Origin of the sequence: Pseudomonas sp. 8Z, from assembly GCF_902506535.1 — a bacterium.
GTDB lineage: Bacteria > Pseudomonadota > Gammaproteobacteria > Pseudomonadales > Pseudomonadaceae > Aquipseudomonas.
This window is the reverse complement of sequence record NZ_LR733824.1, coordinates 814,436-837,061: the sequence shown is the minus strand read 5'-3', so window position 1 is coordinate 837,061 and position 22,626 is coordinate 814,436. Positions and strand designations below refer to the sequence as shown.

Genomic DNA, 22,626 nt, shown 5'->3' with positions numbered 1-22,626 from the left:
AGTTCGTTCAGGCGCGCAAATGCCCCCTTCAGGAGGCCGAACGTAGGCATTGCACAGGGGGCGAGCGGTATGGATGCCGCGAGATACCGATGGCGGCCCCGCTTGAAGGGCCATGGATGGCCCTTGCAAGCCGACCCCGGAGCGGTGCCGGAGTGAGGGAAGTCGAGCGAAGCGAGACCCGGATGGCGGGGTGCGCTTTCTTTTGCTTACTTTTCTTTGCGCATTTCAAAGAAAAGTGAGTCGCCCGAGGGGGCGAAACCCGGAATATCTGAACACGCCGTAGCGGCGTTGGAACACCCGCCCGGGAGGGCGAAACCAAAAACATCAGCAAAAACGCGGCAATTCGGAACAGATACCGAAACGCCGATAAGCAGCCCGAACACTGAAAACAAGCGAGCACTCATACAAACTCGCCAGTCCGGCACTCCCATAACCCACAAACAAAAACGGCTCGCCCCCAAGAGGGCGAGCCGTTGCGTCACGCGCGGATCGATCAGAACTCGTGATCAGCGGTATCCGGGTTCAGGTCGGAGATACCGAGCTTGCCCGAGGCCTGTTCGATGGCGCCGGTCTGCTTGACCAGAGAGGCAATGATGCCGCGGATCATCGCTTGACCTTCTTTGTTGTCAGCCGCGATCAACTGGTCGAAATGCACGTTGTTCTTCTCGGCGCTGTCGACCAGCTTTTGCAGCTCGGCCTGGGTGGCGTCGAGGTCGGCCTTGAGGGTGGTGTCAGTCGGTGCATCGATCTTCGCGACCATTGCCGACAGGCTCGGGCCGGTCAGGGTGCTGCCGTCGACCTTTTTGTATTCGCCCAGGTAGACGTTGCGAATACCCAGCGCGTTGTAGAAGTGCGAGTTGTGGGTGTTGTCGCTGAAGCAGTCATGCTCATCTTCGGTGGAGTTGGCTTCCAGCGCGACCTTCATGCGCTCGCCCGCCAGTTCGCCGAGCGACAGACTACCCATACCGAACAGCATCTTGCGCAGGCCGTTTTCGGCCGAGTCGCTGACCAGTTGGCTGCGGTAGTTGTCTTCGACGCCTGCCTTCCATTGCTCGACCATGTCGTTCAGGTCGCTGACCAGCAGGTCGGTAGCCGCTTTCAGGTAGGCGCGGCGGCGGTCGTTATGGCCGCCGGTGGCCCCTTCACCTTCCAGATAGTCGGTGTACGGACGCTCGCCTGCACCCGGCTTGGTGCCGTTCAAATCCTGGCCCCAGAGGAGGAATTCGATGGCGTGGTAGCCGGTGGCGACGTTGGCTTCGGAGCCGCCCAGTTCGTTCAGGCTGGCCAGCAGTTCGCCGGTGATGTTGCTGACGTCGATCTTGTCTTCGCCGACCTGAATCTCGGTGTTGGCGATGATGTTGGCCTGCGCACCTGGGTTGCCCAGCGCATGCTGATAATCCGGGGCGACGTAGTCGATCAGGCCTTCATCCAGCGGCCAGGCGTTGAGTTGGCCTTCCCAATCGTCGACCACCGGGTTGCCGAAGCGGAACACTTCGCTCTGCATGTAAGGCACGCGGGCAGCCAGCCAGGCTTGGCGGGCGGCTTTCAGGGTTTCTTCGCTGGGGTTGGCGAGCAGGGCGTCGACGGCGCTTTGCAGGGCCTTGCCGGTGCTGGCAGCGTCGCTGAACACAGCCAGGGCCAGATCCGCGTAATGATTGACCACGGCTTTGGCGGCGGCTTCGTCGACCTTGCTGGCGCTGGCAACTGGCGCGGCGCTCTCGCTGGCAGCCGGAGCGGCGGCTTGGGGGGCGGGCGCTTTGTCTTCACCACAACCGGCGAGGGATATGGCGATGGCCAACAGGCTGGCAGAAGCCAGGGGCATACGAATCATGACGGGGTCCTTTACAGAGCTTAATGTGAAGGCGCTGGGATCCGCGGATGAACACTGCTTCATCGGCTCTGGAGAATGCGCCAGGGCTGCATTTCCGGGGAGCTATGTGCAGAGGTTATCGACTGGAAGCCAAGCTGCGCCTGAAAAACCGCGACATAATGCAAATGTTTCGCATTATGTGTAAAGGCCAATTTATGCCTGGGCTGTGCGAGATATCGCTGTTGAGCCCAAATGATGTGGCTAGAATGCCAGCATCCCAGTCGCAGCCCCTTATGGAGAGAGCCGATGAGCCTGACTGCCGTGATCCTGATTGTTGCCATCGTTTTGTTAGGCGCCTACGCGATTACTCTCTACAACGGTCTGGTTCGCCTCAAGCATGGCGTGAGCAAGGCGTGGTCGAATATCGATGTGCTACTCAAACAGCGTCATGATGAATTGCCCAAGCTGGTGGAGACTTGCAAGCAGTACATGCAGTACGAAGGCGCCACCCTGGAGCGGGTAATTGCCGCTCGCAGCGCGGTGGCCAGTGCCCGTGAGCAAAAGGACGTGAGCGCTCTGGGTAAGGCTGAAGGGGGCTTGCGGGCCGGTCTTGGGCAACTCTTTGCGCTGGCCGAGAATTACCCGCAACTCAAGGCCAACGACAGCTTTCAGCACCTGCAGCAGCGCATCACCGGTTTGGAGAACGGCATCGCAGACCGCCGTGAGCTGTACAACGAGGCGGTGAATCTCAATAACGTGAGGATCGAGCAATTTCCTGATGTGATTCTGGCGCGCCTATTCAATTTCCAGGCTGCCGAGCTGCTGGTGTTCAGTGAGGCGGAAAAGGCCGACGTAGACCTCAAGTCGCTGTTCAACTGACATGCTGCAGGCTGATCCAATGGGCTTCTTCATGGCCCTCGGTCTTGCCCTCGCTGCCTGTCTGGGCGGCGCCTGGTGGAGCCTGCGGCGTTGGTCGCAGGCGCGCCATTTGCTCGATACGCCCACTTCGAAGATTCGTTCGGCGGCACAGGGATACGTCGAGTTGTATGGCGTGCTGCAGGCATTGCCGGACGCCGATATTCGTGGGCCGCTGACCGGCAAACCCTGCCTTTGGTGGCGCTTTCGTATCGAGCAATACCAGTGCGACGACAAAAAAAGTAGCTGGCGGGTGATCGATAGCGGCAGTAGCGAAGCTTTGCTGTGTTTGAGCGATGGTACCGGCGAGTGCTTGATCGACCCGCGCGGTGCCGAGGTTCGTCCTGTGGTGCGCGAAACCTGGGAAGGTTATCAGCGTCATCCACTGCGGCTGGTCAAACCGGGATTGCTCGGTTTTCTCAGCAGCGGCCAGCGCTACCGTTATGTTGAAGAACGCCTACATGTTGACCAGCCGCTGTATGCCATCGGTGACTTCAGCACGCAGGGGGCGGCCCATCAGGTTTTTGACGTGTCGGCGGCCCAAGGCGCGGTGATCCGCGAATGGAAGGGGGATTTTGCGGGCTTGCTGCGCCGTTTCGACAGCGATGGCAATGGCCAGTTGGATGAGCAGGAATGGACGCATGTACGCCTGGCCGCGCAGTTAGAAGCTGAGGATCGGCAGCGTGTAGACGTTCAGCAGCCTGCTCGTAACCAGATGGCCAGGCCGCGCGAGGCGCAGCCGTTCATTTTGTCCAACTCTGGGGAGGATGAGCTGGCGCGCAACTTCTACTGGCAGGCCTCTGGTGGCGCGTTACTGTGTTTGGCTGGCGCGTTGGCCACGGCTTGGTTGCTGGGCGTGCAGCATTGGTGACGCAGGGCGCAGGCAGCCGATAATGAAAACGCCGCGATTATCGCGGCGTTTTCATTGGCGCTTATCAAAGCGTAGCGGCTGAACTCAGGCGTTGTGATTGTTTGAGAAATAGTATCAGTTCACGTGCCGGTAGCGGTTTGCTGTACAGGTAGCCCTGACCTTCATGGCAGCCTTGGGCGATGATGTAAGCCTCTTGTTCGGAGGTCTCTACACCTTCGGCAATGACCTGCATGCCGAGGCTTTTGCCGAGCTGGATAATGGCACGCACGATGGTCGCGTCGTCTTCGTCTTCCAGTAAGTCCTGCACGAAGCTCTTGTCGATCTTGATTTTGTCCAGTGGCAGGCTCTTGAGGTAACTCAGTGAGGAATAGCCAGTACCGAAGTCATCAATGGCGATCAGTGCGCCGGAGCGGCGCAGGCTAAGCAGATGCTGGGCGGCGGTGCTGATGTCTTCCATCAGGCCGGTTTCGGTCACTTCCAGCTCCAGGCTTTTGGCCGGCAAGCGGTAGACCTGCATGAGGTTGTTGACCACGCGTGGCAGTTCGGAGTGGTGCAACTGCACGGTGGACAGGTTGATGGCCATGCGCAAATCGGCGAAGCCCTGATCGTGCCACTCGCGCAACTGGTGGCAGGTCTGATCGAGCACCCATTCGCCAATGGGAATGATGGTGCCGTTTTGCTCAGCCAGTGGAATGAAAAGATCCGGCGGGACGAAGCCATGCAGTGGATGCTGCCAGCGTAGTAAAGCCTCGACGCCGACCACGCGGTGATCGCGGTAGTCCACCTGCGGTTGATAGACCAGATGCAGTTGGTTCTGCGCCAGAGCGTCGCGTAGGTCTTTCTCCAGTTCGCGACGGCGGCGCATCTCGCTGTCGACGCTGGCGATGTAGAACTGGTAACGGTTGCGCGAACGGCTCTTGGCCAGGGTCATGGTTTGTTCGGCTTTCTGCAGCAACTTCTCGGTACTGTCGCCATCTTCGGGGAACAAGGTGATGCCGATGGTGGCGCGCAGGCGTACTTCCTGGCGGTCGAGCTGGAAGGGTTGCTCCAGATCGTCCAGTACGCTCTGGGCCAACTCTGCGGCTTCGTAAGGTTGCTCGATATCGGCCTGCACCAGGGCAAATTGGTCACCACCGAGGCGGGCCAGTGCACCGAGGCGACCGCTGTGGCTGCGCAGGCGATCGGAGAGGGCCAGTAGCAACTGGTCGCCGCTCTGGTAGCTGAATTGCTCGTTGATCCCCTTGAAGTCGTCGAGACCGACGCAGAGTACGGCAACGCGCCGCTGCAGGCGGCCTGCGTCTTCGAGAATCTGATCGAGTTGTTGCTGCAGTTGTTGGCGGTTGGGCAGGCCGGTGAGGAAGTCATATTGAGCCATGCGCAGCAGGCTGTTCTCCGCTTCGCGGCGCAGGGTGGTGTTGCGTTCAATGGAGGCGAGCAACTGGTTGGCGGTATTGATCCACAAGCCCAGCTCGTTGTTCTCATTGCCAGGGAGCATGGGCAGCTTGTGCTCGCTGGGACGATCCGGGTTGATGTGCGTCAGGTGCTCGATGATCTTCGACAGTGGCTTGGTCAGCAGCCAGTGGTAGACCAGATAGAGCACCAGGCCCATGGCCATGGCGCGTAATACGCCGGAGATGAAGATGACTACGGAGTTGGTGACGAAGCTTTCGCCGTAAGCCGCGGTGTCTAGGACGATATTGAGGTCGCCGTAATATTCGCTGTAGGGGCCGCGGCCAACCAGTTTGGTGGAGAACTGCTGTTCCTGGCCGAGAATGGGGTCGGTTAGCCAGCGGGTGGGTATTTGCGCCAGGTCGCGCGAGCGTTCGGCGAGCATGGGTTCATTGGGATGGCCGATGGAGGCGTAGCGCACCGACTCGTGCTGGAAAAGGCCCTCGATCACTTGCATGCCCATTTCCCTGTCTAGGCTGTACACCGCCTGGGTCGAGGGATCGCGGAACATGCCGAGGATACGCTGCGCATCGTTGCTGACGGCCTGACGCGTCTTGTAGACGTCGAAAACGATTTGTGCACAGCTAAGCACTACCCCGACCACCAGTGCTGAGAGCAGCACCACGCGGAGCAACTTCAGTGACAAGCTGTTCTTCAATTCCAGCTTCAAATGCAATTCCTTGTGTCGGTGTTGCAACGTCATCAGGCAAGAGTATTGGCAATCTCGCTCTAGCCGTCAAAGGGCCGGTATGAGTGGTGGCACTTTTCTTTTTTCAAGATCGAGCCTGGTGCAAGGTGAAGTGGCAGTAGGTGACCTTTGCTCTGTGTCGGTGCGTGTTATTGATACTTGAGCGTTTTTTCATCCATGTGGCGGCTGGCACAAGAGTTGCGGATGGTGGCACATCGACCATCGGGGATACTGGGATGAAAATGCTCTGGCTGTTGCTCCTGACTGTCTGTTTCGTACCTCAGGCCTATGCGGCCAGCGATGAGGCTGTCAATACCGCCTGGCTGGTGCTGGCAAGCGTGCTGGTGTTTTTCATGCAGGCGGGCTTCGCCTTGCTGGAGAGCGGTATGTCGAGGGCCAAGAACGCCGTTAACGTGATGATGAAAAATTACGTGGATTGCTGTGTCGGTGGGGTGGTTTTCTGGTTGTTCGGTTTTGGTTTGATGTTCGGTGCCAACCTCACGGGGTGGTACGGGATGAGTCATTTCGCTGTACATGACGGGCAACCCTGGGATTACACCTTCCTGCTTTTCCAGATGATGTTTGCCGCCACCGCCGCAACCATCGCCAGTGGTGCCATGGCTGAGCGTACGCACTACTGGGCGTATCTGATCGGAGCGGTGGTGATCAGCGGCGTGATCTACCCGATTTTCGGGAGCTGGGTCTGGAGTGGCTTGTATGGTGGCCAGGGGTGGCTGGCCAAGATGGGCTTTATCGATTTTGCAGGCTCCACCGTGGTGCACAGTATCGGCGCCTGGTGTGCATTGGCCGGTGTTCTGTTACTCGGCCCGCGCCTGGGGCGTTATGGCAGTGCAGGTGATGTGCGGCTGATCCCGGGGCATAACCTGGGGATGGTGGCGTTGGGGGGATTCATCCTCTGGTTTGGCTGGTTCGGTTTCAATGCTGGGAGCAATCTGGAGGTCAGTAGCAAGCTCGGTCTGATCGCGCTCAATACCCATCTTGCAGCCCTTTGCGGTGCCATTGGTGCGCTGGCGGCGCAACGCAGTACGGCCAGCCCGGTGTTGTTGAGCAGTACGGTCAATGGCTCCATTGGTGGGCTGGTGGCAATTACGGCCGGTTGCGCCACTATGGCGCCAGGGTATGCCGCGCTGACGGGGCTGATTGCCGGTTTCGTGGTTATCTATGGTATGCGTCTGCTTGATCGGTTGCGTATCGATGATGTGGTGGGGGCCGTCCCCGTGCATGGTTTCGCCGGTATCTGGGGCACCCTGGCTGCGGGGCTTTTCTATCAGGGTGATCTGTTCAATGGGGCGCGTGTAGCGGTGCAGGCATTGGGCGTTGCCTCGGCTTTTCTCTGGGCTTTCCCATTGGCGTTGCTGCTTTATTGGTTGCTGGCCAAGACCATTGGCTTGCGTGTTTCCGCCCAGCACGAGCAGCGTGGGCTGGATTTTGCCGAACATGCAGAAGTGGGGTACCCGGAGTTCAATCTGGCGCAGACCTTCGATAACGAACAATGGTCGCGGAGGGGCTAACCATGCGATTGAGCCTGCGCCGTCGTGCCATTTATACCGGGTTGGCCGGTCACTTTTCCGATGATGAGCTGTGGCCCTTGTTGGCGTTGTGGGAAAAAAAGTATTCGGACAAGCCGCCTTTTGCCCTCAACGAGTTTCTAGGTGAGGTGGTGCTGCGTAGCGAGCGAAAGCTCGAACGAGCAAGGCTTTATCGCGAGCTTGTCGGAGCGCTGACCGGTGCCGCTGACAATTTGCTGCCCGATCCCGAGGCGCAACTGGCGGCCTGGCGTGAGGGACGTAACGAAGCTGCGCGCAGCATGAGTGGTCCTGATACGGCTGCGCAGGCTAGCTTTCTGGCCCTCAACCAGGCATTGCTGGCTCAGATGGATAGCGTGCAACAACAGGCGCTAAGGCGTTTCGCGGCGGGTAATCTCGGCGGGATGGAGGTCAGTGTTGAGCTGAGCGCGCGCCTGCAGGCCTGGTTTGAGCAGGGCGCGATCGATGGCATCGAGCGACTGGGGCTTGAGCAATTGCGCAAGCTGCTCAATCTGCTTTATATCGGGTTATGCGAGTATTTCGGGCCGGTGCGAGCCGACCGCATGCTCAGCCAGGCCATCAGTCGTGTGGATGAACAGGGCACTGCTGGCTCCGCACGGCGATTGCTCTGAGGGAGTGGTGGCGAAAACAAAGAACCCGGCCGAGGCCGGGTTCTTGTCTTACGGGGCGCTGATTCAGGCCGCGTAGTTCTGGGCGACGAAGTCCCAGTTGACCAGGTTCCAGAACGCCTCGACGTACTTCGGACGGACGTTGCGGTAGTCGATGTAGTAAGCATGTTCCCAGACGTCGCAGGTCAGCAGCGGGGTGTCGCCGCTGGTCAGCGGGCAGCCGGCGCCGATGGTGCTGGCCAGGGCCAGGGAGCCGTCAGCTTTCTTCACCAGCCAGCCCCAACCGGAACCGAAGGTGCCGATGGAAACCTTGCTGAACTCTTCCTTGAACTTGTCGAAGGAGCCGAAGGCAGCGTTGATGGCATCAGCCAGGGCGCCGGTCGGCTGGCCACCGCCGTTCGGCGACAGGCAGTTCCAGTAGAAGGTGTGGTTCCACACTTGAGCGGCGTTGTTGAAGATGCCGCCCGAGGAAGTCTTGACGATCTCTTCCAGGCTCTTGCCTTCGAACTCGGTGCCCGGCACCAGGTTGTTCAGGTTCACCACGTAGGTGTTGTGGTGCTTGTCGTGGTGGAATTCCAGGGTCTCGGCGGAAATGTGCGGCTCGAGAGCATTCTTTTCGTAAGGCAGCGGCGGCAATTCGAAAGCCATGGTCTATCTCCTACTCAGGTCGTGTGCGGTATACGCATGAGGCCGATCACGGGCGGCCTTGACGGCAGGCTGGGGTCAGCCTGCGAGCGGCGTGGAGTTTGTACTCCTTGCGCCACAGACTCGGGATCATAGCACCCAGCCTCAGGCTTAACCACGCAACATCTGTGTGGGAAAGCCGATGCCAGGGCCTCTGCTGCGCTCTCTGCGAGTGTTTGGCTGTGTCTGCGGGTGCTTGGGCCTTAAAGGGCACCGGCTTTCTTCCAAGCCAAGTAGCTGCTAACCAGCTCAGGCCCCAATTCGCCGGGACGGGCATCGAGAACCGGAACGCCATGAGCGGCCAGGCGCTCGTGCAGGCCTGCGCGGGCGTTGAGGTAGTCCAGGGTGCCGCAGTAGGCCAGCGCCTGATCGAATTGCTCGACCGGTTCCTGGCGCAGACGGTCGAGCACCTCTTCGCGCAGGCTGGCAATCAGTACGCGGTGTTGGCGTGACAGGCGTTTGACCGCCGCGAGCAGATCCTGGTCATCTTCGTCGCGCAGGTTGGTTACCAGTACCACCAGCGCGCGGCGCCGTTGGCGGGCGAGAAGCTGCTCAGCAGCGGCGCTGAAATCGGCAGGCTGTTGGCTGGTTTGCAGGTCATACACGGCACCCAGCAGGGTGTTGAGCTGGGCCTGGCCCTTGACCGGGGCCAGGTAGCGCTGGTGATTGCCGGCGAAGGTTGCCAAGCCCACCGCATCACCCTGGCGTAGAGCCACGTAGCTCAGCAGCAGGCAGGCGTTTAGGGCGTGATCGAAGTGCGACAGCTCGTCGTCCTGGCTGCGCATGCGGCGGCCACAGTCGAGCAGGAAAACGATCTGCTGGTCGCGCTCGTCCTGATATTCACGGGCGATTGGCGTGCGTTTGCGTGCGGTGGCTTTCCAGTCGATCTGGCGCAGGGTGTCGCCGTCGCGAAACTCACGCAATTGGTGAAACTCCAGACCCAGCCCCCGGCGTGGACGCTGGCGCACGCCCAGTTGGCTGAGCCAGTCGTCCACGGCTTTCAATTGTGCGCCATAGAGGCGGGCGAAGTCGGGGAAGACGCGGCTTTCACCTGCCACATCGAGCAGGCGACGGCCCTGCCATAGGCGCAGGGGACTAGGCAGTAACAGTTCGCAGCGGTTGAAGGTGAAGTGGCCACGCTGCTGGGGTTTGAGGCGGTAATGCAGTTGTGTCTGCTGGCCAGGGTGCAGGTCGACGCGCAGCGGCATGTGCTCGAACGTCATGCCGTCTGGCACGTGGTCGAACAGTTCGATCTGCAGGCTGTGGGCGAAGTTGTGCTGCACGTTTAGCTGCACGTCGCTCCAGCGGCCCAGCGGCAGGTTGCCCGGCAGTGTGCGTTGCACCCTGGGCGTGGGCAGGCGGCGTAGCCACAGGGCGTCCACTGCAGCGATCAGGGTCAGGGCGAACAGTACGGCCCAGCCCAGTGTCTGCAGGTTGGCCGACAACTTCACTCCCAGCAGCGGCAAGGCACCGAGCAGTATGGCGGCGGCCAGCAGCGTGCCGAGCAGGGCGAGGAGCAGGCGCGATGGCTTCATAGACGCGGTGCCGGCACCTGATCGAGCAGTTGTTGCAGCACCTGGTCCACCGACAGGCCTTCGATGTCCAGCTCTGGAGCCAGGCGCACGCGATGGCGCAGCACGGCCAGGGCGCAGCCTTTGATGTCATCGGGCAGGACGAAGTCGCCGCCGCGTAGCAGGGCTCGGGCACGAGCGCCGCGTACCAGGGCGATCGAGGCGCGCGGCCCGGCGCCCATGGCCAGGCCTGGCCAAGTACGCGTGGCGCGGGCCAGACGCACGGCGTAGTCGAGCACCTGGTCGTCGAGGGGTAGGTCGCTGGCGATCTTCTGCAGGGCCAATACGTCCTTGGCTTGCAGCAGGGTGCGCAGCGGGCTGACTTCGAGCATGTCGGCCTTGGCCGAGCGGGTGACCTGACGCACCATGCTCAGCTCTTCGTCCTGCTCCGGGTAGTCCATGCGCAGTTTGAGCATGAAGCGGTCGAGTTCGGCTTCTGGCAGTGGATAGGTGCCTTCCTGCTCAATGGGGTTCTGCGTGGCCAGCACCATGAACGGCAGTGGTACAGGCAGGGCGCGACCTTCCAGGGTCACCTGACGCTCCTGCATCACCTCTAGTAAGGCGGCTTGGGTCTTGGCTGGCGCGCGGTTGATCTCGTCGGCCAGCAGCAGGTTGGTGAAAATCGGTCCCTTGCGCAGCTTGAACTGCTCGCTTTGCAGGTCGTACACCGCGTGGCCGGTGATGTCGCTGGGCATCAGATCCGGGGTGAACTGGATACGCGCGAACTCGCCGCCGAAGCAGCGGGCCAGGGCGCGCACCAGCAGGGTCTTGCCCAGGCCGGGTACCCCTTCGACCAGTACGTGGCCGCCGGCGATCAGCGCTGTGAGCACATCGTCGATCACCGCGCTCTGGCCGATCACGGCCTTGCGCAGTTCGTTGCGCAGCGCTTGAGCCAGCGTGCTGGCGCGCTGGCGCTGCTGCAGTTGCGGGTTGGCGGGTGTGCTCGCTGCATCGGAAGCCGGCAGGGTTTCGGTTTCAGGCGTCTGTTCGCTCGTCATAGGGCATTCCTGAGGGTTTGCAGGTGGGCGACCTGGCGGGTGAAGTCACTGGCGGATAGGCGCTGCTTGGGCAGCGGGCGCATGGCTTGGCTGATATCGCGCGAGGGCAGGCGCGTGAGGCGACCCAGTATCTGCCATTGTTCGGCGACGCCGAGTTTCTCGAATCCGGGGTAGCGGCGCCGGGCGCGGCGTTTGATGTCCTGTTGCAGGTTTTGCAGCAGGCTGTGCTGGCCGCTGCGGCGCAGCAGGAAGTCGGCACTGGCGCGCAGGTGTTCTTCCAGTTGCCTGCGTGCGCGGCTGCTTGGGGCGATCAGCGGCCCGTGGCGCATGCCCGCATGCCACAGTGCCGCGCCGATCAGCAGGGCCAGTGCGAGCAGCGCCAGTGGGAAGTTGCGCAGCAACTGGCTGAACAGATTGTCATGGTCGGCACGGTAGAGCAGGGTCACGGCGCTGTCCTGGCTGAGGTACCAGAGCAGCCAGGCATGGTCATATTCATTGATGGCGCGGTTCTGCCAGATCCACGGGTCGCTCAGTACGGTGACCAGCCCTTCGCCGTGGTAAAGCTGCAGCAGGTGCGTGGCCTTGGCGCTGTTGGCCCAGGCGTGGGCACGGTTCTGTGCGTCGTACAGGTGGAAGTCGGTGTCGAAGGCGATGTAGGCCGGTGCGTCTTCGTTCTGCAGGTAAAGCTTAGTCAGATTGGGGTAGGGGTCTTCATCCTGAGCCTCGGCGGCGGGCTCGCTTTGCGCTTCATCTTCGAGGTCTTCGCTCGTGTACTGCTCGATGTCGAGCAGGTCGAGCAGGATATCGCCGCTCTTGCCTTCGTCTTTGTCCCACAGGCGTTCGGCGATCAGCAGCAGGTGGCCGCCGTTGGCTGTCCATTGCAGTAGGTGTTCGGCCTGGCGCGGCGTCATGTCGCTACGGTCGGCCAGTAGCATCAGGGTCTGGCCCTGGCTGGGCAGGCTGGCCAGTACGTCCAGGCCATCGATTTGTTGCACGCTGATCCCTTGCTGACGCAGGAAATACTCTGCAGCCAGGTAGGGATTGGCGGCCACTTCAGGCGCTGGGCCGTGTTCGACGGTTTCCTGATACGGCTGCAGGTTCTGCGTGAGGTAGATGGCGAATAGGCCGACGAGCAGCAGTACGGCCATCGCGGTGATAAACCCGGCGCGACGGCTCATGCTTGCGCTCCCTGGTCGAACAGTTCTCGCCAGCTCTGGCAGAGGGCTTGTGCCTGTTCTGCTGATGGTTGGCGATGACCGTAGGCGAGCGCTTGCCAGTGCCGGGTCAGTTGCTCGCTATAGCTTTGCAGGTCTTGGTGGTTCAGGTTTTCAACTAGGCCCAGCACTTCGCCTTCGGTGTGCGATGCCTTGAGTGCGAGTTGATGCTCGTAGAGCAAGCGGCTGAGCAGTGCGCGGTAGAGCAGGCCAAGCGCGGCTCGTGGGTCGCTGTCCCAGAGCCGTTGCGCTTCGCTGGCGACATCGTCTGGCAGGCTTTGTGGTGCCACTTCCAGGCCGAACAGTTGCGTGGGCGCAGCGATACGCTGGCGCTTTTTCGGCAAGCCGAGCCGTTCACCGAAGGTCTGCAGCCAGTCACGACAGCGCCAGAGGATAAACGCCAGCAGAGCGAGCAAGCTGCCCCAGAGCAACACTTCGAAGAGCTGTGCGAGTGTGTCCAGGCTGTTGCTGAAGTTGAAGAGCTTCTCCAGCAGATCAGCGAAACTGTTGTCAGTTTCTGGCTGAGCTTGCTCCGGTTCGTCCTCGGTCTGTTGCTGTTCTTCACCCAGGCGCCAGCGGGTGACGCTTTCGCGGTGTTGGAAGGGCGGGGCGTCGAGTAGTCTGCTGATGCCGTCGTGCGCGGCCTGGCTGCTCAGCGGCTGTTTCAATAGGCGTGGTGCATCTGGGCCGTGCGGGTCGAGCTGCGTTGCAGGAGCAGCCTCATCGGCCCAGGCCGTCGTGGCGGGTTGGCCCAACAGCAGGGCGCAGCCCAGCAGCAAGGCGTAGGCGGTTCCAATCAGACGTTGGCGCAGTCGGCGCAATACCAGCTCGATATCCCAGGCCTCCAGCTCGGTACGACGATTGAGGTAGAGGGTGAAGCCGCAGGCGACATAGACCGGCTCCCAGGCGATCAGTAGTAGGGCGTAGCCTGCGTTCGATAGGTGTTCTAGCCATAGCCATTCGCCGCTGTCGGGCGTAACCAGGCTTTGCCAGTTCCAGTTCAGTTCTATCTGTTGCGGCAGCATCAGATAGAAGAGGGTGCCGAGGCCCATCCACAGAGCGGTTTCCAAGTGTACGCCAACTACGGTTAGCCAGGTCGCCGCGCCGTTGCTGCGCTGCCCGAGTACGATCAGGCGTTGGCTGCGTGCTTGGCCCGAGAGGCCTTCGAGTTGCAGCACCGGCAGGTCGAAGCTGCGTGTCGTGCTTAGGCGGCGCCAGGTCAGGCTGGCCAGCAACTGGGGCTTCAGCAGGCTTGGCCAGGCCTTGAGCGCCTGTTTGAGTGTCGGCGTAGTGCCGAACAGCGCTTGCGAGAGGATATACAGCGGCAGGCGCTCGTAGGCGGGCTTCAACCACCAGAATAGGAATATTGCCCAGCCCGGATACTGCCAGAGCAGCGCGCAGAGCAGGGCGAAGATCGGCAGGGTCACCAGTGCCCAGCTAAGCATGAGCAGGCGGGCATGTCGTTGCGCCATGAGTACGCCCAGATCCAGCGCCTCCCAGGCACTACGTGGGCGAATGGCTACGCTGGCTTCAGTCAGGCGCATATTGCCTCCGACCAACGAGGCACAGATAGCCCAGTACCAATGCCCAGAGCGCGGCGCCGACTATGTATTTGATCTGCGGTGTGGCTACGGTGGTGGACGACCAGAAGGCTTCGATAAAGGCTGCCAGCAGTAGGAACAGGATGACTCCGGCGACCAGTTGCACGGCTTTACCTGCCGCTTGGCGTAGCGCCTCGCCACGGCGCAGACGCCCAGGCGCGAGTAAGGCCCAGCCCAGCTTGAGGCCGGCGGCGCCGGCCAGGGCGATGGCGGTCAGTTCGAAGGCGCCATGGCCGACGACGAATGACCAAAAGGTTTCGCTGTAACCAATGCGCGTCAGGTGGCCGGCCACGGCGCCGATCATCAGGCCGTTGAACAGCAGGAAGAACAGGCTGCCCAAGCCCAGCAGCAGACCACTGGCGAAAGTCTGAAAGGCGATGCCGATGTTATTCATGATGTAGAAACCGAACATCATCCAGTCGTCGCCGGAGTCGCGTTCGCCGAAGCGGCCAATACGGCGGGCATCGGGATCGTACATGCGCTCCATCGAGCTGACCTGGCTGGGGTCGACCAGGCTGTAGATCAGCTCGGGAAACAGGTAGGTGAGTAGCCCCATCAGTATCAGGCTGCCGAAAAACAGCAGGCTGGCTGCACCGACGAAGCGCCATTCACTGCGTACCAGTTGCGGGAAGCCGCTAAGGAAGAAGCGGGCTATCTGGGCACCAATATGGCTGCGGTGGCGATAGAACTGCTGATGACCACGCATGGCCATGCGCTGCAGTTGATCGATCAGATGACTGCTGTAGCCTCGCGCCTGGGCCAGGGCCAGATGCTGGCAAAGTTGCCGATAGTCGGCGGCGAAACTCGTGCAGTCTTCGCTTTGTGTCTTGCCTTGCTCTAGCGTATCGAGCTGCCTGGCGAAGTTGTCCCACTCGGTTTGGTGGCGGTTTTCGAACAGGCTTTGCTTCATGGTGTGGTTCCCAACAGGCCGCGGGCGATGCCATTGAGTCGTGCCTCGGCCTGTTCGCTCGGAACCTGTAGAGGCTCTGCCAGCAGGCCCGCCAGTTCGGCTCTGCGTGCTGCGGAAAGTTGCCCGCCGCGTTCGGCGAAACTCAGCAGTGCGCGCTGTTCCGCCAGGGTCAGTGGGAAGGGGGGCGGCAGTGGTTCGGCATCCGGCAGGTTGGGGCGCGTTGGTGCCTCGTCGCGGTAGACCACCAATGTTCCGGCGGCGATATCGCCCAGGCGTTTGAACGCCGAATGATTGAGGCAACTGAGGATCCCCAGGGTATAGCCGAAGGGCAGCAGGTCGACGAAGCGCAGCAGGTTGCGCGTCAGCGACGCAGCCCAGCCTACAGGCGTGCCATCGTCATGCACCACGCGCAGCCCCAGCATCTGTTTGCCGGGGGAGCGCCCTTGGTTGAGCACTTCGAACAGCACCATGTACCACCACGTGACCAGGAACAGCACGATGGTGCCCAGGCCGATGCCGAACTGCCCGAGTAGGCCTAGCACTAGGTACGCGCCGCCAAGAATCAGGCCGCGGATGACCAGGTCAATGGCGAATGCCAGGGCGCGAGGCACGAGGCTGGCCGGGCGCAGATGCAGGTCGATGCCCTCTGGTGTTTCCACTTCATAGTGGGTGTCCAGGGCGACAGCAGAACTGGAGTGGGTAGATGATGGCATCGGCAGTCTGTATGGACGAAAGCCCGATGCTAGCGAGCAGCGGGACACAAACGCAACCGGGCCGCAGGGCGGCCCGCATAGAGTCAGGCAGCCGGTGCTGGTAGAACACCGAAAATGCGCTGATACAGCTCACCGAGCATGACGATGAACATGGGGACGGTCCAAATCAGGCCGATGCCTAGCGGCAGTGCACTGACGAACAGCAAGATGCCCATGGCTAGCAGTAGGAAAAACACTTTGAACCAATGTTGGTTGATCGCTTTGCAAGACACCAGTATGGCCTGCCAGGCAGATAGCCTGCGCTCGACGATCAGGGCAATGGTCAGGATCAGTGCGACCTGCAGGTAGATGCCCGGCACGATGAGCAACATGTAGCCGATATTGGTGGCGATCACCATAAGGATACCGGCCACCAAGAGCGGCAGGGTCCGGCCGAAATGGCTGAAAATTTCCGCAAAATGCAGGGGTTGGCCCGCCGCCTGGCGAATACCGATCATGTTGATGCCCGCCAGGAAGGGGTACATCAGGGCCACGATGACCACTGAGCTGAGTATGATGGCGCCGAACATGCCGATGAAGCCCGCGATGGCCATACCGCCACCGGCGCTGCCACCCATCGCGCTCAAGCCGATGAAACCGAAGCCAAAAATCATGGCCGCGATGTAGACGACGATCTGCGCGGCTATCAGCGCGCCCATGGCCACTAGAAAACCGCCCCAGATCAGCCCCTTGGTGCCGCTGGTTTTACGCCAGGCGCTAGCGAGCAGTTCACCGATCTCAAAGTCGTAACCGCGTGCCAGCGCAAGGCGCGGATCAAGGCTGACTTGCTCGTTTGTGATGGGGCTAAGATCGCTGCTGGGCGCGGAATACGGATTGATTACGCTGCTCTCACTCACGGTTGCGTCCTTGTAGGGAGTGGATGGAAGCGGCATCGTAGTGGCTTGACGAGCGCCGCTCAATCGCAAGTAGCAGGCGTTTCCCGCATTGAGCATTCGGTCACGTTTCTTTACGGTGGCCGATCCGTTCGATGCCGCTATCGCCTAAAGGAATCTGTTTTGAGCCACAGCATCTTCTGGTACGACTACGAAACCACCGGTATCAATCCGCGCTGTGATCGCCCGATCCAGGTGGCCGGTATCCGCACCGACGAGGCGCTCAACGAAATCGGCGAGCCGCTCAATATCTACTGCCGCCTGAGCGACGACATACTGCCGCATCCGGCAGCCTGCCTGGTGACCGGTATTGATCCGCAGCGCCTGGCCCTGTTGGGGCTTGACGAGGGCGAGTTCATCACCCGTGTACACGCAGAGTTGGCGCTACCCGGTACGTGCGGCGCGGGTTACAACACCTTGCGTTTCGATGACGAGGTCACGCGCTACAGCTTTTACCGCAACTTCTTCGACCCCTATGCCCGTGAATGGCAGGGCGGCAACAGTCGCTGGGATCTGATCGATCTGGTGCGTACGGCCTATGCTCTGCGCCCAGAAGGGATCGAGTGGCCGCAGGAGCAGGGGCGCGTAACGCTTAAGCTGGAACGGCTGACCCAGGCCAACGGCATCGATCATGGGCAGGCGCACGATGCACTTGCGGATGTGCGCGCCACCATTGGCCTGGCGCGGCTATTGCGCGAGCGCCAGCCACGGCTCTATGACTTTCTCTATCGCTTGCGTAGTAAGCAGCGTGTACTCGACCAGATTCGTCTGTTGCAACCCATGCTGCATATCTCTGGCCGCTTCTCGGCGGCGCGGCATTATCTTGCCCCAGTACTGCCGCTGGCCTGGCATCCGCGTAATCGCAATGCCTTGATCGTGATTGACTTGCAGGCCGACCCGGCACCGTTGTTCGAACTGGATGCCGACACCCTGCGTAGTCGCCTATATACCCGCCATGAGCAATTGGCTGAGGGTGAGTTGCCGGTGCCGCTGAAGTTGCTGCATATCAATCGTTGCCCGGTGGTGGCGCCGCTTTCCGTTTTGCGTGAGCAGGATTGTCAGCGCTTGGCGTTGGATTTGTCGCGGTGCGAGCAAAACGCCGAGCGTCTGCGTAGTAACCCCGGCGCCTGGCAAGACAAATTAGCGACCCTCTATAAGGACGAAGATTTTGCTGGAAGTGCCGATCCTGAACAGCAGCTATACGACGGATTTATCGGCGACCGTGATCGGCGTTTATGTGAGCAGGTCAGGCGTGCCGAGCCGGGTGATCTGGGCGCGGAAAAGTTTCCGTTCGATGATCCGCGTTTACCTGAATTGTTGTTCCGTTATCGTGCGCGCAACTTTCCAGGCAGTTTGTCGGCGGAGGAGCGTCAGCGCTGGTTTGACTTTTGCCGCCAGCGCCTGAACCAACCTGAATGGGGCGCACCGAACACCCTGGCGCAGTTCAAACAGGCAGTGGAAAAGTTACGCAGTGATTGCACAGCGGAGCAGGTGCAACTTCTTGCTCAATGGCTGAACCATGCCCAGGGGCTTGAACTTCGTTACGGGTTGACGGAGTAAGCCATTGGCCCGTGCGGGGCTGACCAAACCTGTTATACGGCGTGTGTCATGCACCGTTAGGCGAAGGCTGACTCAGGGCAAATAAATCAGCGAAATAAAATGACGGAAATAAAAAACGCCAGCGAGGCTGGCGTTTTGGGCGGTGCCGATAGAATCAGCCCAGCAGGGTGGCCCAACCTTCTACGGTGTCCGCGCCCCATTTGGCTTTCCATTCTTTCAGCGTTTTGTGATTGCCACCTTTGGTTTCGATGACTTCGCCAGTGTTCGGGTTTTTGTATTGCTTGACCTTGCGAGCGCGCTTGGCGGTCGGTTTGGCAGCGCTGCGCGATACTTTGCCGACTTTGGCTTCTGGGTCGAGCAGGGCGATGATGTCGCGCAGCGACTTCTGATATTCACCCATCAGGGTGCGCAGTTTGCCTTCGAACTCCAGCTCTTTTTGCAGCTTGTCGTCTTGCGACAGGTTCTTCAGACGCTCTTGCAGTTCTTTGATGGCTTCTTCAGTAGCGCGGTATTCGTTGATCAGCGACATGGATTTTACCTTATGAAGGGGGTGTACAGCGAACAGTGAGCTAATGGTAGTCAGGCTTCAATAACAAGTAAACAACGAACGGAAAACATTTGCAGTTGTGCAGTAACTGATGGATGGCTTCGGCTGCAATAACTGATGGAGTATGTAGCACGTGGAAAGTTCAGGGGTACGGCATTGGCTTTGCTGCAAGGACGCTAGGCTCAGCAATGCCCGGTCAGTCTGAACGGGAGCTGTATTAATTTAATCGAGCATCAAGGTGTTTTTAGCAGGCCGTTGAAAAACTACCTGAGTTAAAGCGGCCTCGCGTGCGAGCTCAGGCTAGACGCCTTCGTCTGCTCATTTACACAGGTAAAGTCGAACGTGACTCCGAGCGTTTTCGGCTGTTTTGTGGGGGCGCAATCATTATTGCCAGCGCGCCACTCGACGACCTTTCTTACAGAACGCTTCCGTCTGTTGGCTTTATACACATTGTGTATGAGGCCGCGTTGCAGCGCTGGTTGGCACGCCTTGCATCGCGCGCGTGGTGCTCGAAGCTCCGGCGTGCATGAGGTTGACTGATGGCATTGCTCGACGGCTTTTCTTCTAAACCCTAGAATGGCGCACTTTTGCGCTGTTAGCCGGGGTTATTACTTCATGCGTACATTCAGATTGGTCATTTCCTGCCCGGACGGTGTTGGTATCGTTGCCAAAGTCAGTAACTTTCTAGCCACTTACAATGGCTGGATTACCGAGGCCAGCCATCACTCCGATGCCCAGAGTGGCTGGTTCTTCATGCGTCACGAGATTCGCGCGGATTCGCTGCCGTTCGACCTGGACGGGTTCAAGCAGGCCTTTGCTCCTATTGCGCGTGAGTTTTCCATGCAATGGCGCATCACGGATTCAGACCAGAAGAAGCGCGTGGTGCTGATGGCCAGCCGCGAATCGCACTGCTTGGCCGACTTGCTGCATCGCTGGCATAGCAATGAACTGGACTGCGAGATTCCCTGTGTGATCGCTAACCATGACGATCTGCGCAGCATGGTCGAATGGCATGGCATTCCGTACTTTCACGTACCGGTCGATCCGAAAGATAAGGCGCCGGCTTTCGCCGAGGTGGAGCGTCTGGTCAAGGAACATCAGGCCGATGTCATCGTGTTGGCGCGTTACATGCAAATTCTGCCACCGGCCTTGTGCGCCGAATATGCGCAGCGGGTGATCAATATTCACCATAGTTTCCTGCCGTCGTTCGTGGGGGCCAAGCCTTATCACCAGGCTTCGTTGCGCGGTGTAAAACTGATCGGCGCGACTTCGCACTACGTGACCGAGGAGCTTGATGCCGGCCCGATTATTGAGCAGGACGTGGTGCGCGTGACCCATCGCGACGATATCGAGGAAATGGTGCGCCTTGGCAAAGATGTAGAGAAGATGGTGTTGGCGCGTGGACTACGCTATCACTTGGAAGATCGGGTTCTGGTTCACGACAACAAGACAGTGGTATTCGACTGATTCTGTTGCGGGGGCGAGCCCATCCAACGCGCAGGAGGCTGCCCCCATGCTCAAGTCCATCAAGGTGCGTGACTACATGACGCGCCATCTGGTGACCTTCAGGTCGGACACCGACTTGTTCACCGCCATCAATCACCTGCTGGAGCACCGTATTTCCGGCGCTCCAGTGGTCGATTCCCAGGGCCACTTGATCGGCATGCTGTCGGAAGGCGACTGCTTACGCGGCATCCTTTCCGGCGCCTATTACGAGGCAACCGGCGGCTGCGTCAGCACCTACATGACTACCGATGTTGAGACGGTTGGCCCGGATGCCGATGTCATCGAGTTGTCTCAGCGTTTTCTTAGCGGTCGACGTGGCCGCCTGCCTGTTATTGAGAATGGTCGATTGGTCGGACAGGTCAGCCGCCATGATGTGCTGCGTGCGGTCAAGGAGTTTGCCCAGCATGATCCGGGTCATGTGGCCAGTCGCGCGTAGGAGTGTCCGTGCATGAGTGATCCTTTGGACAAGGCGACCTCCACGGCGCCGCCCACCGTGGGTGAGGGCTGCGTGCGGCGCTACGACCCGCATGCGCTGAGCGATGATGATGGCACCGAATTTCCTGGCGCCGCCGAGCTATGGCTGCAGTTGCAGGAAGCGCCAGAACAGACGGATGAGACCTAGCCAGATAGACTCGCGCGTCTGAGCGGCGAACGCATTGATTGCACAACGCTGTCCCGCCAAGTGAAGATCGCTTGCTGGTCTGCCTTGTCCAAGGCCTGGCAGCATTCGATCGCTAACTTAGAGGATGGCAAGATGCCCGCAGCTTCTCAGTTCATCATTGGCGCCAGTCTCCAGGGTCAGCCGATTGGCCAGCCGCTGAGTTTGGCCAACCGCCATGGTTTGATTGCCGGTGCGACCGGCACTGGCAAAACCGTGACACTGCAACGGTTGATCGAAACCTTTAGTGACGCTGGCGTGGCTGTCTTCGCGGCTGATATCAAAGGTGATCTCTGCGGCCTTGGCGCTGAGGGCGCGCCACACGGCAAGGTAGCCGAACGCATCGCCAGTATGCCTTGGCTGGAGCATCGCCCGCAGGGCTATCCGCTGACGTTGTGGGATGTGCATGGCATCAGTGGCCATCCGCTGCGCACCACACTCAGCGAGATGGGGCCATTGTTGCTGGGGGCATTGCTCGAACTCACCGACAGCCAGCAGGCCGCGCTCTACGCCGCGTTTAAGGTGGCCGACCGCGAGGGGCTGTTGTTGCTCGATCTAAAGGATCTCAAGGCGCTGCTTGGCTATCTCAAGGACAATCCGCAGGCCTTGGGCGATGACAGTGCGCTGTTTACCCCCGCTTCGGCCCAGGCGCTGTTGCGGCGTTTGGCTGGCTTGGAGCAGCAGGGCGCTGAAGCGCTTTTCGGTGAGCCTGCCTTGCAGCTCGAAGACCTGCTGCGCCCTGAACGTGATGGTCGTGGTCGTGTGCATCTGCTCGATGCTAGCCGCCTGGTGCATGAAGCACCGAAGGTCTATGCCACCTTTTTGCTCTGGCTGCTGGCTGAGTTGTTTGAGCAACTGCCGGAGCGTGGCGATGCTGACAAGCCGCTAATGGCCTTGTTCTTCGATGAGGCGCACCTGCTTTTTCAGGGCACACCCAAGGCGCTGCAAGAGCGTTTGGAGCAGGTCGTGCGGCTGATTCGGTCCAAGGGCGTGGGGGTGTATTTCGTGACCCAATCGCCAAACGATCTGCCGGACGCTGTATTGGCGCAGTTGGGTTTACGCATTCAGCATGGCTTGCGAGCTTTCACGACCAGAGAACAGAAGGCCTTGCGTGCGGTGGCCGAGGGATTTCGTCCCAACCCGGCTTTTGACAGCCTCACGGTTCTGAGCGAGCTGGGGATCGGTGAGGCTCTGGTCGGCACTTTGGAGGAGAAGGGCACGCCTGCCATGGTGCAGCGTGTGGCTGTAGCGCCGCCGCAGTCTCGCATTGGCCCGCTGAGTGATGCCGAGCGTGCTGTGCTGGTGCGCCAGTCACCTTTGCAGGGGCGTTATGACAAGCCGATTGATCGTGAGTCCGCCTATGAGTTGCTGACCGCTCGCGCTGAAAAGAGCGCCGCTGGTGCTGTCGAACGGGCTGATCAGTCAGCGGCCGAGCCAGGTCTGGGGCAAATGGCGGGAGAGTTTCTCGGCGGTATTGCCGGACAGGCGCTGAAATCCGCGGTACGTCAGGCGGCTAACCAATTAGGGCGCCAGTTGGTACGTGGCTTGATGGGCTCGCTATTGGGCAGCAAGAGACGCTGAGTGATTAAGCGCAGCACGCAGGGTGCCGACGTATCGCCGATGCTGCGTTGAAATTGCTCTCAGAGTGCTCATTTGCAGCGCGTAAACTGCACCTGCTGTGATTTCGCGGGGCCGTCATCGGTATTGCGCTGGCTACCTCGCCTACGTTTTTAGAGGCGCCCTTTACCGCTCGCATTTAGGTGGCGCGCGGTAAAGGTGCGTTTGATCGGGCTGTTGCAGAAAACGCTTTTTAACGATGCACT

At 60.2% G+C, this 22,626-nt stretch carries 21 protein-coding genes; 9 read left to right on the top strand and 12 right to left on the bottom strand.

Annotation, left to right across the window (positions count from 1 at the left end; translation table 11 throughout):
- Window positions 1-206: 206 nt before the first annotated feature.
- Together AERO9A_RS03845 and AERO9A_RS03840 are read right to left on the bottom strand one after the other, a co-directional pair.
- Window positions 207-404 (bottom strand): hypothetical protein, encoded by a 198-nt coding sequence (locus AERO9A_RS03845; RefSeq protein WP_178111075.1) that lies wholly within the window; start codon window positions 402-404, stop codon window positions 207-209.
- An 89-nt stretch (window positions 405-493) separates the two neighbouring features.
- A complete protein-coding gene (locus AERO9A_RS03840; protein ID WP_159970580.1) occupies window positions 494-1,831 on the bottom strand; it encodes an imelysin family protein in 1,338 nt (445 codons plus the stop codon).
- A 285-nt stretch (window positions 1,832-2,116) separates the two neighbouring features.
- On the opposite strand from AERO9A_RS03840, the gene AERO9A_RS03835 reads away from it, so the two are divergent.
- Both AERO9A_RS03835 and AERO9A_RS03830 read left to right on the top strand, forming a co-directional pair.
- On the top strand, window positions 2,117-2,689 hold the full coding sequence (locus AERO9A_RS03835; protein ID WP_159970579.1) for a LemA family protein: 573 nt from the start codon (window positions 2,117-2,119) through the stop codon (window positions 2,687-2,689).
- Between the two features lies 1 nt (window position 2,690).
- The gene (locus tag AERO9A_RS03830; protein WP_159970578.1) at window positions 2,691-3,596 is read left to right on the top strand and encodes a GIDE domain-containing protein; all 906 of its coding nucleotides are present in this window, start codon (window positions 2,691-2,693) and stop codon (window positions 3,594-3,596) included.
- A 64-nt stretch (window positions 3,597-3,660) separates the two neighbouring features.
- Here AERO9A_RS03830 and AERO9A_RS03825 read toward each other — a convergent pair whose 3' ends face one another.
- On the bottom strand, window positions 3,661-5,748 hold the full coding sequence (locus tag AERO9A_RS03825) for a putative bifunctional diguanylate cyclase/phosphodiesterase (RefSeq protein WP_372239625.1): 2,088 nt from the start codon (window positions 5,746-5,748) through the stop codon (window positions 3,661-3,663).
- 221 nt (window positions 5,749-5,969) lie between these two features.
- Here AERO9A_RS03825 and AERO9A_RS03820 point away from each other — a divergent pair, with 221 nt between their 5' ends.
- Both AERO9A_RS03820 and AERO9A_RS03815 read left to right on the top strand, forming a co-directional pair.
- On the top strand, window positions 5,970-7,265 hold the full coding sequence (locus tag AERO9A_RS03820) for an ammonium transporter (protein ID WP_159970576.1): 1,296 nt from the start codon (window positions 5,970-5,972) through the stop codon (window positions 7,263-7,265).
- Between the two features lie 2 nt (window positions 7,266-7,267).
- A complete protein-coding gene (locus AERO9A_RS03815) occupies window positions 7,268-7,912 on the top strand; it encodes a hypothetical protein (protein ID WP_159970575.1) in 645 nt (214 codons plus the stop codon).
- Between the two features lie 63 nt (window positions 7,913-7,975).
- Here AERO9A_RS03815 and sodB read toward each other — a convergent pair whose 3' ends face one another.
- The 8 genes from sodB to AERO9A_RS03775 form a co-directional block, all read right to left on the bottom strand.
- A complete protein-coding gene (sodB, locus tag AERO9A_RS03810) occupies window positions 7,976-8,557 on the bottom strand; it encodes a superoxide dismutase [Fe] (RefSeq protein WP_159970574.1) in 582 nt (193 codons plus the stop codon).
- Between the two features lie 239 nt (window positions 8,558-8,796).
- Window positions 8,797-10,128: a DUF58 domain-containing protein gene (locus tag AERO9A_RS03805; RefSeq protein WP_159970573.1), complete on the bottom strand. Its 1,332-nt coding sequence runs from the start codon at window positions 10,126-10,128 to the stop codon at window positions 8,797-8,799.
- Window positions 10,125-11,162, bottom strand: coding sequence for a MoxR family ATPase (locus AERO9A_RS03800; protein ID WP_159970572.1), 1,038 nt, complete (start codon window positions 11,160-11,162; stop codon window positions 10,125-10,127). The genes AERO9A_RS03805 and AERO9A_RS03800 overlap by 4 nt, the downstream gene beginning before the upstream one ends.
- Window positions 11,159-12,340 (bottom strand): DUF4350 domain-containing protein, encoded by a 1,182-nt coding sequence (locus AERO9A_RS03795; protein WP_159970571.1) that lies wholly within the window; start codon window positions 12,338-12,340, stop codon window positions 11,159-11,161. The genes AERO9A_RS03800 and AERO9A_RS03795 overlap by 4 nt, the downstream gene beginning before the upstream one ends.
- Window positions 12,337-13,920: a DUF4129 domain-containing protein gene (locus tag AERO9A_RS03790; RefSeq protein ID WP_159970570.1), complete on the bottom strand. Its 1,584-nt coding sequence runs from the start codon at window positions 13,918-13,920 to the stop codon at window positions 12,337-12,339. Before AERO9A_RS03790 ends, AERO9A_RS03795 begins: the two co-directional genes overlap by 4 nt.
- A complete protein-coding gene (locus AERO9A_RS03785) occupies window positions 13,907-14,887 on the bottom strand; it encodes a stage II sporulation protein M (protein ID WP_159970569.1) in 981 nt (326 codons plus the stop codon). The genes AERO9A_RS03790 and AERO9A_RS03785 overlap by 14 nt, the downstream gene beginning before the upstream one ends.
- Window positions 14,884-15,600 carry an RDD family protein gene (locus AERO9A_RS03780; RefSeq protein ID WP_159970568.1) on the bottom strand — a complete coding sequence of 239 codons (717 nt, stop codon included), beginning with the start codon at window positions 15,598-15,600 and terminating at the stop codon, window positions 14,884-14,886. The genes AERO9A_RS03785 and AERO9A_RS03780 overlap by 4 nt, the downstream gene beginning before the upstream one ends.
- Window positions 15,601-15,683: 83 nt before the next feature.
- Window positions 15,684-16,496 carry a hypothetical protein gene (locus AERO9A_RS03775; protein ID WP_159970567.1) on the bottom strand — a complete coding sequence of 271 codons (813 nt, stop codon included), beginning with the start codon at window positions 16,494-16,496 and terminating at the stop codon, window positions 15,684-15,686.
- A gap of 159 nt (window positions 16,497-16,655) precedes the next feature.
- Between AERO9A_RS03775 and sbcB the strand changes: the two genes are divergently transcribed.
- Complete coding sequence (sbcB, locus tag AERO9A_RS03770; RefSeq protein ID WP_159970566.1) at window positions 16,656-18,092, top strand: exodeoxyribonuclease I; 1,437 nt, start codon at window positions 16,656-16,658, stop codon at window positions 18,090-18,092.
- 154 nt (window positions 18,093-18,246) lie between these two features.
- Here the strand turns inward: sbcB and mvaT are convergent, their stop codons facing one another.
- Window positions 18,247-18,621, bottom strand: coding sequence for a histone-like nucleoid-structuring protein MvaT (gene mvaT / locus AERO9A_RS03765; protein WP_159970565.1), 375 nt, complete (start codon window positions 18,619-18,621; stop codon window positions 18,247-18,249).
- 633 nt (window positions 18,622-19,254) lie between these two features.
- Between mvaT and purU the strand changes: the two genes are divergently transcribed.
- The 4 genes from purU to AERO9A_RS03745 all read left to right on the top strand — a co-directional run bounded on the left by purU (window position 19,255) and on the right by AERO9A_RS03745 (window position 22,384).
- Window positions 19,255-20,106 (top strand): formyltetrahydrofolate deformylase, encoded by an 852-nt coding sequence (gene purU, locus AERO9A_RS03760; protein ID WP_159970564.1) that lies wholly within the window; start codon window positions 19,255-19,257, stop codon window positions 20,104-20,106.
- A gap of 46 nt (window positions 20,107-20,152) precedes the next feature.
- Window positions 20,153-20,581 carry a CBS domain-containing protein gene (locus AERO9A_RS03755; protein WP_159970563.1) on the top strand — a complete coding sequence of 143 codons (429 nt, stop codon included), beginning with the start codon at window positions 20,153-20,155 and terminating at the stop codon, window positions 20,579-20,581.
- Between the two features lie 12 nt (window positions 20,582-20,593).
- A complete protein-coding gene (locus AERO9A_RS03750) occupies window positions 20,594-20,767 on the top strand; it encodes a hypothetical protein (RefSeq protein WP_178111089.1) in 174 nt (57 codons plus the stop codon).
- Between the two features lie 132 nt (window positions 20,768-20,899).
- Window positions 20,900-22,384 (top strand): helicase HerA-like domain-containing protein, encoded by a 1,485-nt coding sequence (locus tag AERO9A_RS03745; protein ID WP_159970562.1) that lies wholly within the window; start codon window positions 20,900-20,902, stop codon window positions 22,382-22,384.
- Window positions 22,385-22,626 lie beyond the last annotated feature (242 nt).

Excerpts from the sequence above, each read along its gene's own strand:
- purU (WP_159970564.1), top strand. The coding sequence starts at position 19,255 with ATGCGTACATTCAGATTGGTCATTTCCTGCCCGGACGGTGTTGGTATC.
- AERO9A_RS03755 (WP_159970563.1), top strand. The coding sequence starts at position 20,153 with ATGCTCAAGTCCATCAAGGTGCGTGACTACATGACGCGCCATCTGGTG.
- AERO9A_RS03835 (WP_159970579.1), top strand. The coding sequence starts at position 2,117 with ATGAGCCTGACTGCCGTGATCCTGATTGTTGCCATCGTTTTGTTAGGC.
- AERO9A_RS03820 (WP_159970576.1), top strand. The coding sequence starts at position 5,970 with ATGAAAATGCTCTGGCTGTTGCTCCTGACTGTCTGTTTCGTACCTCAG.
- AERO9A_RS03800 (WP_159970572.1), bottom strand. The coding sequence starts at position 11,162 with ATGACGAGCGAACAGACGCCTGAAACCGAAACCCTGCCGGCTTCCGAT.
- AERO9A_RS03790 (WP_159970570.1), bottom strand. The coding sequence starts at position 13,920 with ATGCGCCTGACTGAAGCCAGCGTAGCCATTCGCCCACGTAGTGCCTGG.
- AERO9A_RS03840 (WP_159970580.1), bottom strand. The coding sequence starts at position 1,831 with ATGATTCGTATGCCCCTGGCTTCTGCCAGCCTGTTGGCCATCGCCATA.
- AERO9A_RS03785 (WP_159970569.1), bottom strand. The coding sequence starts at position 14,887 with ATGAAGCAAAGCCTGTTCGAAAACCGCCACCAAACCGAGTGGGACAAC.
- AERO9A_RS03805 (WP_159970573.1), bottom strand. The coding sequence starts at position 10,128 with ATGAAGCCATCGCGCCTGCTCCTCGCCCTGCTCGGCACGCTGCTGGCC.
- sodB (WP_159970574.1), bottom strand. The coding sequence starts at position 8,557 with ATGGCTTTCGAATTGCCGCCGCTGCCTTACGAAAAGAATGCTCTCGAG.
- AERO9A_RS03845 (WP_178111075.1), bottom strand. The coding sequence starts at position 404 with ATGAGTGCTCGCTTGTTTTCAGTGTTCGGGCTGCTTATCGGCGTTTCG.
- mvaT (WP_159970565.1), bottom strand. The coding sequence starts at position 18,621 with ATGTCGCTGATCAACGAATACCGCGCTACTGAAGAAGCCATCAAAGAA.
- AERO9A_RS03795 (WP_159970571.1), bottom strand. The coding sequence starts at position 12,340 with ATGAGCCGTCGCGCCGGGTTTATCACCGCGATGGCCGTACTGCTGCTC.
- AERO9A_RS03815 (WP_159970575.1), top strand. The coding sequence starts at position 7,268 with ATGCGATTGAGCCTGCGCCGTCGTGCCATTTATACCGGGTTGGCCGGT.
- AERO9A_RS03780 (WP_159970568.1), bottom strand. The coding sequence starts at position 15,600 with ATGCCATCATCTACCCACTCCAGTTCTGCTGTCGCCCTGGACACCCAC.
- AERO9A_RS03830 (WP_159970578.1), top strand. The coding sequence starts at position 2,691 with ATGCTGCAGGCTGATCCAATGGGCTTCTTCATGGCCCTCGGTCTTGCC.
- AERO9A_RS03750 (WP_178111089.1), top strand. The coding sequence starts at position 20,594 with ATGAGTGATCCTTTGGACAAGGCGACCTCCACGGCGCCGCCCACCGTG.
- AERO9A_RS03825 (WP_372239625.1), bottom strand. The coding sequence starts at position 5,748 with ATGACGTTGCAACACCGACACAAGGAATTGCATTTGAAGCTGGAATTG.
- AERO9A_RS03745 (WP_159970562.1), top strand. The coding sequence starts at position 20,900 with ATGCCCGCAGCTTCTCAGTTCATCATTGGCGCCAGTCTCCAGGGTCAG.